Below are 13,056 nucleotides of genomic sequence, written 5' to 3'. Positions count from 1 at the left end.
GGACCAGCTCAGCGGTCCGGGGCCGCCGCCGGCCCGGAACTCCCGCCCAGGTAGGCCGTCTCGATGAGCTCGGGATGCGCGATGAGATCCGCCGCGCTCGCCGACAGCGCGATCCGGCCCCGGTCGAGAACGTAGCCACGGTCGGCCACCTGCAACGCGAGCGAGACGAACTGCTCGACCAGCAGCACGCCGGTCGACGTCTCGAGGGCGATCGTGCGCAGCAGGGCGAGCAGCTGCGGCGCAATCCCGGGTGCCAGGCCGAACGACAGCTCGTCCACCAGCAGCAGACGCGGTCTGCGCACCAGAGCGACGGCCAACGCGAGCCGTTGCCGCTCGCCCCCGGACAGTTCTCCGGCCGACCGGTCGAGCAGGCCGCGCAGCACCGGGAACCAGTCCAACACCCGCCCGATCTCGCCGGATGAGCGCCGGCCGGCCGCCAGGCGCAGGTTCTCGCGGACGGTCAACCGCCCGAGTGATCCTCGTCCCTGCGGTACGACCGCCATCCCCCGGCGGGCGAGTGTGCTCGGCGCGGCCCGGCGCGACCGGTCATCGAGGACCTTGACCCGTCCCCTCGACGGCGTCAGCAGCCCCGCCGCCGTGCGGATCAGCGTCGTCTTGCCCGCGCCGTTCGCTCCGAGCAGCGCCACGATCTCCCCGGCACCGACGGTGAGCGACACGTCCCGGAGCACCGGAACTCCGTCGTATCCGCTCGTGACCCGGTCGAGTACGAGCAGATCGCCCCCGCCTCGGCCGGGGGCCGGCGCCGGGGTGGAGGCGGGCACGGAGTCGAGAGCAGGCACGGAGTCGAGAGCAGGCACGGAGTCGAGAGCAGACACGGAGTCGAGAGCAGACACGGAGTCGAGAGCAGAGGCCGAGCCGGGCCCGGGTCCCGGGGCGGTCCCGGCGCGGTCGCCGCCGTCGGGCCCACCACCGCCCAGATAGGCAGCGCGGACCGCCGGATCGGCGCGCACCTCGGCGGATCGACCGCGCGCGACGACGCGGCCCCCGTCCAGGACGAGGACGTGGTCGCATACGTCGAAGACGAGCTTCACGTCGTGGTCAACGAGCAGCACGGCGATGCCGTCGGCGGCGATGCGGCGCAGCCGGTCGGCGAGCGTCCGGCGGGCGGCCGGGTCGAGACCCGCGGCCGGTTCGTCCAGCAGCAGGACCTTCGGCCTGGCGACGAGGGCGCGGCCGAGAGCCACCGAGGACCGCTCGTCGTGGGAGAGCGTCGACGGCAGGCGATCGGCGATCGTGGCGAGCCCGAGCGACCGGGCCGGATCTGGCCCGGTCGCGGGTCCGGGTGCCCGGGGCGTGACGACGGCCAGGTTCTCCCCGACCTCCAGACTGTCGAAGAGTTCCAGCGCCTGGAAGGTGCGGGCGAGCCCCAACCGCAGCCGCTCATGCGCCGGCAGTCCGACGAGCACGGCACCGTCCAGCGTGACGGTACCCGCGCTGATCGACGCAAACCCGGTGAGGGCGTCGATCAACGTCGTCTTTCCGGCTCCGTTGGGTCCGATGAGCCCGGTGATGGTGCCTGCCGACAGAGTGAAGGAGACATCCTCGAGGATGCGCGTGCGGCCCTGGTCGGCGGCGAGCATGTCGACCGCCAGCAACGCCGTCACGGGGCTCCGCCCGGGTTGACCGGATGCGGGGTCAGGCTCGGCCGGCCCTGGTCCGGCGGCTGCGGGTGTCGCACGTGATCTCCTCGACGCGTTCGCTGCCCAGGACCGGTCCGATGCGTGCCACCCGACCGATCCGCGCGGCCCTGATGATCGGCGCGAGCCGTCCGATGCGGTCGGTACGCGAGCCCGGCCGGACGTAGCACCGCCAGCACCACGACGGCGATCCCGCACAGCACGGACTGGTACTTGCCGAGCCCGGCAACCTGGTCCAGCACGATGAACACGATTCCGCCCGGCACCAGCAGACCGCCCAGCAACGCTCCGCCGACACTCGTCACCCCGCCGGCGGCCGCGATCGCCAGGAAGAACAGCGAGGCCGTGACGCCGAACGAGTCGAAGGACAGACGTCCCTGGCCGTAGCCGATGAGGCAGCCGCCGAGACCGGCGATCGCGGCGGAGAGGGTGAAGGCGAGCACCTTCGTACGACGGACGTCGATCCCGGCCGCGGCAGCGGCCCGTTCGTTCGCGCGCACGGCCAGCATGCGCCGGCCCAGGTCCGCGGTGCGCAGCCGGGCGACTCCGTAGCAGCACGCGGCGAGCACGGCCAACGCCAGCAGCCCGTACTGCGGCCGGGGGAACCCGGCACCGGCGAGCCCGAGATCGAGGCCGAAGATCTTCGGACTCGGTACTACCGACCCGGCCAACCCGCCGGTGACCAGCGGGTTTCCGAACACCACCTCCTGGATCGCGACGCCGGCGACCAGAGTGATCAATGCCAGGTCGATTCCACGCAGCCGCCGTGACAGCACCCCCAGCAGCAGGCCCGCCACGGCGGCGGCACCCGTGGCGAGCAGGGGTGCGATCGGGAACGGCACGCCCAGCTCACCCTGGAGTCTGGCCAACAGGAAGCCGGCGACACCGGCGAGGGTCATCTGTGCCAACGAGAGCTGTCCGACGTACCCGGTCAACACGACGAACGACAGACACACCACGGCGCCGGCAAGGCTGCGTTCGAGGCCGAGCCGGTAGGGGCCGGCCAGCACGAGGATCGCGACCACCCCGAACGGCACACCGACCGCGAGGTGGCGCAGGGGAGACTCCGGCGGGTCGACCACCGGCATCGGAGCCGACACGGCGACGCCCGCGGCGCGACCGGGAATGAGATCCCCGCGCCGGCCCGCCACCGCGATGACCAGAAGCATCGGAAGCAGCGCGCGCAGTCCCGGCTGGTTCAACCAGGAGACGTCCTGTTGCAGCGGGATCAGGACGGCCTGGGTCATGCCGAGGCCGAGAGCTCCGACGACGGTCAGACCGAACGAGGACAGGCCACCGAGCAGAGCGGCGGCGAGCGCGGGAACGACGAACAGCGAGTAGCTCGTCGGATTCAGCGCACTGATCGGCGCCACGAGGATCCCGGCGAGGGCGGCGAGCACGGCCGCCATGACCCAGTTGACGGCGGCGATCCAGCCGGGCCGCCGGCCGAGAAGCGCGGTGGTCTGCTCATCCTCGGCGACGGCGCGGGTAGCCAGGCCGAACAACGTCCAGCGCGACATCGCCCACAGACCGGCGGCGACCACGATGACCGACGCGGCGAGCAGCAGCCGGTCACTCGCCACGGTCACGCCCAGCAGGGACAGCGGTGACTGCGGCAGCACCGGGCTGAGGAACCTGTTGTCAGATCCGAACTGGAGCACGGCGACGGCCTGCAGCGCGATCGTGAGGCCGACCGCCGCCACGACCGTCATCAGCGGCTGGGCACGCCGCAAGGGCCGAAAAACCACCAGATAGGATGCCAGTGCTAGAATTGCCGCCATTGCGAGGGATACTGACAGGGCTAGCCCGAAGGTGGGCGTGTCGGTGAGATGAATTCTTGGCGGCATCCCGACGACGGGCAGTACGAGGTCCCCGACCTCCCGTAGTTCTGCGTACTGGTAGGTGGCGTACATAGCGAACGCCCCATGGGCGATGTTCACCACGCCGGACGCGCGGTAGGTGAGCACGAGCCCTAGCCCGAGCGCCGCGTACACGGCCCCCGGGCCAAGGCCGAGCAGCAATGCTGCTATATACGTTGTCACCGGGCCCCCGTAGACGCATCTATTGCAGATAGAGAGATCCGAACTGCGATGAAGACCGGACGCATGGTCACACAACAGTCCCCGTCCGGCCGGTCGACGGTCAAGCCCCCAGAACTGGACGACAGAAGTGTAGCTTCACGAGCCGTGAGACAAGCCTCCCGCATCCTCCTCGCGTTCTCCGTAGCCTTGTCCGTCGTTGTCGCCGGGTGCACGAGTCAGCGCGGTGGCTCGTCCGGCGCAGCTGCCGGTGGCAGCGCGGCGGCGAGCCGCCTGACCGGGCCTGCGGTCACTGTCGGCTTCGTAACGGTTGAGAACAGCACTGTCGGGTCATACCCGGAGACCCGGAAGGCCGCTCAGGCCGCCGTGGACTACGCCAACACCTCTCTGGGCGGGCTCGACGGTCGACCGCTCCGGCTGATCAGCTGCGCAACCGACGGCTCGCCGGAGTCCTCCCAGAACTGCGCCAACCGGCTTGTCGCCACGAAACCACTCGCGGTGGTCGGCGGGATCGATTTCGGCGCGGAGGCGGCGATGCCGATATACGAGACCGCCCACATCCCGTACGTCACCGGCTCTCCTCAACTGAGCGGAGAACTCGGCTCACACAACGCCTTCGCATTTTCCGGCGGTTCGCTCAGCGAGCTGCTCGGCCTCACCGACTATCTGACGAACATCCGGCATGTGCGCAGCGTGCATGCCCTGTACCTCGACCTGCCCGGCCTGCTGTCCGCCGCTATCCAGGGATCGCAGAACGTCCTGCACCATAAAGGTGTGTCCGACGTCAAACTGGTGCCGGAGAAATCCGACGCGGCAGACTTCGCGCCGGCCCTGACCCAGGTCGCGGCGGGCAAGCCGGACGCGATCATCGTGGTGTTCCAGGCGGCGACGTGCACCCGGATCGTCCAGGCCGCGGCGGCGCTGAACATCCGCAGCGACATCTACTTCATCGGTCCCTGCACCACCCCCGCGGTGCCGCGCGCGGCCAGCGGCCGGACCGACAACCTCTACTTCGCATCCAGCTACCTACCGGTCGGGACGAGCGATGGTGACGCCGACACGGCGGCGTTCCGTAAGGCGATCCCGGAGGCCGATCGGTCCTCGTCGTCGCAGGGATCCTTCTCCGCCGTCCTCAACATCCGGTCGCTGCTGGCCGGTACCGCCCAGCCGACCTCGGCCGCCCTGCTCACGGCGCTTCGCGCCTCCCACGACCGCCCGAACGTCATGGCCCATCCGTTCACCTGCGACGGCAAGCAGATCGACATCTTCCCGGCGATCTGCAACACGGCGGTGCGGCTGCTGGCGTGGAAGAACAACACGTTCACCGATGTCACCGGCAACTGGCTCGACGGGCGCCAGCTCATCAAACTGATCAACTGACCACGTTCGCCTAACAAGCCGTCCGGCTCGTGCTCATCCCCGCTGTCACACGCACGGGCCGGTGGCGCAACCGCTCACGCAGATCTCGACCGTCAGATCTCGACGGTCAGATCTCGACGACGGCCTGGGCGAACTGGGACTGGTACAGCCGGGAGTATGGGCCATCGGCGGCCAGGAGCTCGGTGTGGGTGCCCTGTTCGACGATGGCTCCGTTCTCCATCACGAGAATGGTGTCCGCGTCCCGGATGGTCGACAGCCGATGCGCGATGACGAACGCGGTCCGCCCCGCCCGCAGGGTCGACATCGCCCGTTGGATGAGGACCTCGGTACGGGTGTCCACCGAGCTCGTCGCCTCGTCGAGAACCAGGATCAGAGGTTCCACGAGGAAGGCGCGGGCGATGGTGATCAGCTGCTTCTCCCCGCCGCTCACGCCGACCCCCTCGTCGTCGAGCACGGTGTCGTAACCCGCGGGAAGAGTGCGGACGAACCGGTCGACGTGCGCGGCGCGGGCCGCCGCCACAATCTGCTCGTGGGTGGCGCCCTCCGCACCGTAGGCGATGTTCTCCGCGATCGTTCCGCCGAACAGCCAGGTGTCCTGCAGGACCATGCCGATGCTGGCCCGCAGTTCATCCCGCGACATCGCCGCGACATCGACCCCGTCCAAGGTGATCCGTCCGCCGGTGACCTCGTAGAAGCGCATCAGCAGGTTGATCAGAGTGGTCTTGCCGGCGCCGGTCGGCCCGACGATCGCGACGGTGTGACCAGGTTCCGCGACAAGTGACAGGTCCTCGATCAACGGCTTGTTCGGTTCGTAGCGGAAGGAGACGCGTTCGAAGGCCACCCGGCCACGAAGCCGCTCCGGATGCGCCGGAACCGCCCGGTCGGGTTCCTGCTCGACGGTGTCGAGCAGGTCGAACACCCGCTCCGCGGAGGCCACCCCGGACTGCACCAGGTTCGCCATGCTGGCAACCTGGGACAACGGCTGGCTGAACTGCCGAGAATATTGGATGAACGCCTGGACGTCACCGATCGACAGCGAGCCGGACGCGACCCGCAGGCCGCCGATCACAGCTACCAGCACGTAGTTCAGGTTTCCGATGAACAACATCGAGGGCTGCATGAGACCGGAGATGAACTGCGCGCGCCAACTGGCGGCGTAGAGCCGCTCGTTCTGCTCACGAAAGATCTCCGCGGATTCCTCCTGCCGGCCGAACGCCCGCACGAGCGTGTGCCCGGTGTACATCTCCTCGATATGGGCGTTGAGACCACCGGTGATCCGCCACTGGGCGACAAACTGGGGCTGAGCCAGCTTGCCGACCCGGGTCGCCATCATGATCGACACTGGCACCGTGACCAGCGCGATCAGGGCGAGGATCCAGGAGATCCAGAGCATCATCGATAGCACGCCCACGATCGTCAGCGTCGACGCGACAATCTGCGACATGCTCTGCTGCAGGCTCTGCCCGAAGTTGTCGATGTCGTTGGTGACCCGGCTGAGCACCTCGCCTCGCGGCTGACCGTCGAAGTAACGGACGGGCAACCGCGAGATCTTCGCCTGGACGTCGCGGCGCAGATCACTGATCACTCTCTGCAGGGCCAGGTTCGCCAGCCGGGCCTGGAGCACACCGCACAATCCGGACACCGCGTAGACGACCACGACCCCCAGCAGCACGACACCGATGGCATCGAAGTCCATGCCATGACCGGGGGTCACGTCGAGCGAGGCGAGCAGGTCCGCCTGGGTACCGTGGCCGGTGGCACGCAGCTGCGCGACCGCCTGTTCCTTCGTGCTGCCGGCTGGCAGCCGCCGACTGAAGATCCCCGCGAACACCAGGTCGGTGGCGTGGCCGAGCAGGCGAGGACCGATCACGCTCAGGCCGACGCTCAACGTCGCCAGGACCACGACGGCGATCAGCAGGTGGCGCTGCGGTCGCAGCAGTCCGAGCAGCCGGCGGCTCGACGCGGCGAAGTCCATCGACTTCTCCGTCGCGCCCGGGCCCACGAAGAACCGAGCGGGCCCGGCCGTCGGGGCCGGGCCGCGGCGCGGTGCCGGTACCGGGCTGCTCATGCCGCCTCCTCCTCGGTGAGCTGGGAGAGCACAATCTCGCGGTACGTGGTGTTGTCGGCCATCAGCTGCTGGTGGGTGCCGACGCCGGCCACCTCACCGTGGTCCAGCACGATGATCTGATCCGCATCCCGGATGGTGGCGACCCGCTGAGCGACGATCACCACGGTCGCGGCGGAGGTCTCGTGGGCGAGCGCCCTGCGCAGGCGGGCGTCGGTGGCGTAGTCGAGGGCCGAGAAGGAGTCGTCGAACAGGTAGATCTCCGGGCCGTGAACGAGCACGCGGGCGATGGAGAGCCGTTGGCGCTGGCCGCCGGAGACGTTCGTGCCACCCTGGGCGATCGCGGTGTCGAGACCGTCCGGCATGGCTTCGACGAAGTCCTTCGCCTGCGCGATCTCCAGCGCGCGCCACAGTTCGTCGTCGGTGGCGTCCGGATTTCCGTAACGCAGATTGGTCGCGACGGTGCCGGAGAACAGATACGGCTTCTGTGGAACCAGGCCGACGGTCCGGGCGAGCAGCGCCGGGTCGAGATCGCGGACGTCGACGCCGTCGACGAGGACGGCGCCCTCGGTGGCGTCGGCCAACCGCGGGACCAGACCGAGCAGCGTTGTCTTGCCGCTACCGGTGCTGCCGATGATGGCTGTGGTCTGACCCGGCCGGGCGCGCAGGCTGATTGCGCGCAGGACCGGCGCCTCCGCGCCCGGGTAGTGGAACCCGACGCCCCGCAGTTCCAGGTCACCGTGGCGGCGCAGCTCCCGCACCGGGTTCTGCGGTGGCAGGACCGTGGAGTCGGTCTCGAGCACCTCCTGGATGCGCTCCGCGCACACCTCGGCGCGGGGAATCATCATGAACATGAAGGTGGCCATCATCACCGACATCAGGATCTGCATCAGGTAGCTGAGGAAGGCTGTCAGCGCGCCGATCTGCATCTGGCCGGCGTCGATACGGTGGGCACCGAACCACAGCACGGCCACGCTCGAGAAGTTGACCACGGTGAGCACGAGCGGGAACATCAACGCCATGAGTCGACCGAACCGCAACGAGATGTCGGTCAGTTCGGCGTCAGCCACCGCGAACCGGCGCCGCTCATAGTCGTCCTGGACAAAAGCGCGGATCACCCGGAGCCCGGTGATCTGCTCCCGCAGGATCCGGTTGACGGCGTCCAAGCGCTCCTGCATCGCCCGGCCCAGCGGCCGCATCCGTCGCACGATCAAGCTGATGATCACTGCGAGGACCGGAGTGATCGCGACGAGCAGGAGCGAGAGCCCGGCATCCTGGTTGACCGCCAGGATGATGCCGCCCAGGCACATGATCGGCGCGGAGACCATGAGCGTGAAGCTCATTAACATCAGCATCTGCACCTGCTGCACGTCGTTCGTGGCCCGGGTGATCAGAGAGGGCGCGCCGAAGCGGCCGACCTCCCGGGCCGAGAACGACTGGACCCGGTCGAACACCGACGCCCGGATGTCCCGACCGAGCGCCATCGCCGTCCGGGCTCCGAAGAAGACGGCGGCGCCGGCACAGACGATCTGCACGACGCTGACACCGAGCATGAGTCCACCGATACGCATGATGTAGCCGGTGTCGCCGATGACCACTCCACGATCAATGATGTCGGCGTTGAGGGTGGGGAGGTAGAGCATGGCGATCGTCGCCACCAGCTGCAGAAGGACCAGTATCGAGATCGGCCGGCCGTAGGGGCCGAGGTGAGCCCGCAGAAGTCGGATCAGCATACGGTCCCTCTCGGTGGCGGCTGGTGGTCGAACCGGTAGATCGCGACAACGGTGGGTAAGCACACTGCAGACGTGTTGCGACCCTACGACGTCAACCCAACATCAGGTCAAGGCATTTTCAGTGCCGCGCACTGGAGAGTCGAGGGTCAGTGCCGCGCACTGGAGAGTCGAGGGTCAGTGCCGCGCACTGGAGAGTCGAGGGTCAGTGCCGCGCACTGGAGACATGGCGGCTACCTCATGTCGGATACCTGCCGGGGATGTCGGCGAGCGGTGCGGGTCCGCCGAAGAGGCTGCCCTGGCCAAGGCCGCAGCCGCTGTGCGCGAGGGTGGCGGCCTGCTTCGCGTCAGCGATGCCGGTGCCCAGCAGTGAAATGCCCAGTCCGCGGATGGTGGCGAGGAACGCCGTGCGCAGCGTGCCGTCGTTTTCTTCTTCCCCGGGGGTGCGGCCGTCGGTCAGCGATTCGGTCAGGTGCCGGGTGGCGGCGGCGTCGAGCACGATGATCTGGACGGGAAGCGGCAGAAGGGGATCGAACGAGAGGTCCTCGGCGTCGGGATAGGTGATCGCGAGCCTGATACCTCGTGCGGCCAGTCCGCGCAGCGCCCGCAGGGCAGCCTGATCGGTGTGGTGCGTCGCGCCGGCGACGCGGAGCACGAGAGCATCGGGTGGCAGGTGGTGGACGGTCAGAGCATTGACCACCTCGGTCGTGAACCGGGCGTCAGCGGCATCGAGGATCGAGACGGGGATGTGGAGGGCCACCTCCGGATGGCCCGTGCTTCGGTATCGGCCGAGGTCACGGCAGGCCCGGTCGAGCAGGATGTGCTCCAGTGCGGGGGCCAGCCCGGTCTGCTGGGCGGTGAGGGTGAGACGGTGGTGGGGAACGGATCGGGAGGACGGGTCGTCCCACCGAAGCGCCGCCTCGACACCGACGGTCCGACCGGTGTGGAGCTCGATGATCGGCTGATAGCTGACGTTGAGGGTACCGCCGCCATCCTCGCCGCGTACGGCGTGGGTGAGGCTGGTGCGCAGGGCGTCCTCGGCGCTGGCGGGGCACAGCTCCGGCCGGTACACCACCAGGGTGCCCTTACCCCGCCGTTTTGCGGCGTACATGGCGGAGTCCGCCTGTTTCAGCACGCTTTCCGCGGTGGCCTGAGTGCCGGGGTCGACAACGACCAGCCCAATGCTGGCCTGGGTTGTATGAACCGTTCCGGCGAGTACCAAGGGTACGCGGAGTGTTTCCAGGATCCGCCGCCCGATGGACTCGGGGTCGACGCAGCCGCCTTCCAGCAGGACCGCGAACTCGTCGCCGCTGATGCGGGCAACCGTGTCGGTGCTACGGGCGCAACTCGTCAGCCGACCCGCGGTTACGCGAAGCAGGTCGTCGCCGGCCGCGTGCCCGAATCTGTCGTTGACGCTCTTGAAGTCGTCGAGGTCGCAGAACAGTAGTGCAAGCTGCGTGTCGTCCTGCGTATTGTCGTGGAGGCGCCGGGCAAGTCCGCGTTGCAGTCGGGCCGTCAACAGCGTGCGGTTCGCCAGGTCGGTCAGCGGATCGTGCAGGGCCTGGTGGTGCAGCTGTCGTTCGCGGGTGTAGCGGTGGGCGTTGTCCAGGCACAGCGCCGCGCGGGCGGCCAACTCCTCGGCCAGGGCCAGGTCGTCGTCCTCGTAGGGCTCTGGTTGCCGGGAGCGGCAGAAACTGGCCACCCCGAACATCACGTCGCGGGCGCACAGGGGGACGGTGATGAGCGAGTGGATCCCCTGCGCGAGGAGTTGCTCGACGCGTTCGGGGTCCTGGGCCTGCCAACCGGGAGCCGCGTGCAGGTCGGCCTCGAGCACCGCTCGCCCGCTGGCCAGGCACCGAGCCTGCGGCGTGGAGGGCAGGAAGCTGATCTGGTGACCGGCCGGGTAGAGAGCGAGGCCTTCCTGGATGCCGTGCAGGGCGGCGCGGCGCAGCAGTGCGGTCGGACGCAGCGAGTCCTCGCCCCGCAGAACAGACTCCGACAGGTCCACCGTGACGACGTCGGCGAGTTCGGGCACGGCTGCCTGGGCCAGTTCCTCGGCGGTCCGAGTCACGTCGAGGGTGGTCCCGATGTGCATACTGGCCTCGTACAGCAGGGTGAGGCGTCGCCGTGCCGCCACCGCGAGACGGCCGATTCCCTGTTCCCCGATCGCCAGCAGTGACGCGCCGATGGCGGGCTGCCGGCTGGCCGGGTACGCACTGGCCACGGGTGTGCTGGCCGGGCGGGTGGCGTCGGGTGCACCCGCCGGCAGTCGCGGCGTCGGCCTGGGCGCGCTGAGCGCGGCATACGGCAGGAAAAGCCCCGGCGCCGACGGGGCACCGGCGTCGGCCCCCCGCGGCTGGCTGTTGAGGTGTCCTGCCACAGCCGCGGCGCTGGTCATGAGGCGACGGGGCGGCCCGAAGGGAAGGACGACCTCGACGGCCAGCCCGGCCACTGCGGAGTGCGTCCGTACCTCCCTGCACACCAGCGTGGCAGTCTGACCGTGCGGCAGGGATACCTCGATGGCGGTCGGCCGGCCCGCTGCGATCAGTTCAGCGGCCTTCTCCTGCAAAACCAGCCGAGTATCGTGCTTGATCTCGATGCCGGACCCGGCATCGAGATCAAGCGGAAACTGTGCGCCGCCAGCCGGTATCCGCATCCGGTGTTTGGCCTGCCGGTACGCCAGGAGCAAGGCGCGTTCCCGCTCGCTCGCCTGTTCCAGCAGGCGATGTTCGATAGCGCGGCCAGCCTCCCCCACCATGGCTTCCGCCGACGGATTCGCCTCGGCGAGCCTGCAAATGAGGCTGAACACGCCTTCGATACGCCCGCTGAGGGGGTCGCGGACGGGAGCGGATATGCACGCGTCCGGTTGGTAGAGGTCAGCAAAGTGCTCGGCGCCCGAGACGCGGGCGGGGCGCCTTTCCACGAGGGCGAGGGCTACGGCGCTGGTGCCGACCAGGTGCTCGGCGACGCAGAACCCAGGGTGTAGGCCGAAGGATGCCTCACCGACCCGGTGCGCCAGTATTCTTGCCTGGTCGTCGGTGAGACACACGCACACCCAGGTCCCGGCGATCATGGATGCCAGTCGGTCGAGTACCGGGTCGGCCGCGCGGACCAGGCGCGTGTCCAGATCAAGATCCGGATCATAGACGGGGGAGCACCGGTCCGGGCTCACGTTCAGTACCTGGCTGCGCCACCACGAACCCAAAATCGCGTTTTGTGGTCCTTCCGCTACCAGGTCCCCCGTCAGGAATCGTTCCCGCAGGTGAGCGCTGTTACGCTGCGCAAGGTCATCCCAGATGTCCACGATGATTTCACCTCCCTCCTCGGGAGCCCAGAGGTTTCCGCGTCACCCTCCTGGCCTGCGCGCACATTCCACACCATCAAATCTACTACACCATTGTGGGCCTGCTGTCGCCTACGGAATGCTCCGATCTGCGAGCGACGCCCGAGATGAGACCGGTATAAGCACGTATGCGATGCTGGCGACGCTACCGGTGGAGCGGGACGGCATAGTCGATCATGTCGTTGTGATCATGCGGCCGGCATTCTGTTCGCGCGGCGGCGCGGCACGGTCCGAGCACGCTCGACCTGCCGCGGCGGCTCAGAATGCCGCGCGAGCTCCGACCGCGGGGGCGTCGACGTCCACGATCTCCTTACCCAGCGGCAGCAGCGAGACCGGGATCAGTTTGAAGTTCGCCAACCCGAGCGGGATACCGATGATGGTGAGGCAGAGTGCCAGGCCGGTGGTGAGATGTCCCAGTGCCAACCACCAACCGGCCAGCAGGATCCACAGCACGTTTCCGACCAGGGACGCCCCGCCGGCGCCGGGTCGGTCGACAATGCGCCGTCCAAACGGCCACAGGGTGAAGTTCGCCATCCGCAGGGCGGCGATCCCGAAGGGAATCGTGACGATGAGAATGAAGCACACAAGCGCTGCGAGGGCATAGCCGACGGCAAGCCAGAAACCACCGAATACCAACCAGATGACGTTGAGCACGAGGCGCATGAGCTGACCCGCTCTCTCCCGATCCGACACCGGGATCGTGGTGAACGCCGATGGCAAGCCTGCCGGAAGCATCAGCGCCACTGTCGATCGGCCGCCACTCGTCGATCGGCACCGACTTTATCGTACCAATCCAGCCCAGGTCGTCCGAACACGACCGTCCGAACACGGTCAGGTACAC

7 protein-coding genes are annotated in these 13,056 nt (G+C 68.5%); 1 reads left to right on the top strand and 6 read right to left on the bottom strand.

Annotation, left to right across the window (positions count from 1 at the left end; genetic code table 11):
* Positions 1-8 precede the first annotated feature (8 nt).
* Complete coding sequence (locus FRANCCI3_RS01890) at positions 9-1,625, bottom strand: ATP-binding cassette domain-containing protein (RefSeq protein ID WP_011434847.1); 1,617 nt, start codon at positions 1,623-1,625, stop codon at positions 9-11.
* Positions 1,622-3,700 (bottom strand): ABC transporter permease subunit, encoded by a 2,079-nt coding sequence (locus FRANCCI3_RS01885; protein ID WP_011434846.1) that lies wholly within the window; start codon positions 3,698-3,700, stop codon positions 1,622-1,624. Before FRANCCI3_RS01885 ends, FRANCCI3_RS01890 begins: the two co-directional genes overlap by 4 nt.
* Before the next feature lie 144 nt (positions 3,701-3,844).
* Here FRANCCI3_RS01885 and FRANCCI3_RS01880 point away from each other — a divergent pair, with 144 nt between their 5' ends.
* Positions 3,845-5,077, top strand: a complete 1,233-nt coding sequence (locus tag FRANCCI3_RS01880) for an ABC transporter substrate-binding protein (RefSeq protein WP_035909880.1) — start codon at positions 3,845-3,847, stop codon at positions 5,075-5,077.
* A 106-nt stretch (positions 5,078-5,183) separates the two neighbouring features.
* Here the strand turns inward: FRANCCI3_RS01880 and FRANCCI3_RS01875 are convergent, their stop codons facing one another.
* The 4 genes from FRANCCI3_RS01875 to FRANCCI3_RS01855 form a co-directional block, all read right to left on the bottom strand.
* Positions 5,184-7,145, bottom strand: a complete 1,962-nt coding sequence (locus FRANCCI3_RS01875; protein ID WP_011434844.1) for an ABC transporter ATP-binding protein — start codon at positions 7,143-7,145, stop codon at positions 5,184-5,186.
* Positions 7,142-8,875 carry an ABC transporter ATP-binding protein gene (locus FRANCCI3_RS01870; protein WP_011434843.1) on the bottom strand — a complete coding sequence of 578 codons (1,734 nt, stop codon included), beginning with the start codon at positions 8,873-8,875 and terminating at the stop codon, positions 7,142-7,144. The genes FRANCCI3_RS01875 and FRANCCI3_RS01870 overlap by 4 nt, the downstream gene beginning before the upstream one ends.
* A gap of 235 nt (positions 8,876-9,110) precedes the next feature.
* On the bottom strand, positions 9,111-12,176 hold the full coding sequence (locus FRANCCI3_RS23090) for a diguanylate cyclase domain-containing protein (protein WP_011434842.1): 3,066 nt from the start codon (positions 12,174-12,176) through the stop codon (positions 9,111-9,113).
* Positions 12,177-12,473: 297 nt separating this feature from the next.
* On the bottom strand, positions 12,474-12,878 hold the full coding sequence (locus FRANCCI3_RS01855) for a YccF domain-containing protein (RefSeq protein ID WP_011434841.1): 405 nt from the start codon (positions 12,876-12,878) through the stop codon (positions 12,474-12,476).
* Positions 12,879-13,056: the final 178 nt, after the last annotated feature.

Origin of the sequence: Frankia casuarinae, assembly GCF_000013345.1 — a bacterium.
GTDB classification, from domain to species: Bacteria; Actinomycetota; Actinomycetes; order Frankiales; family Frankiaceae; genus Frankia; species Frankia casuarinae.
This window is presented reverse-complemented; position numbering and strand designations above follow the sequence as displayed.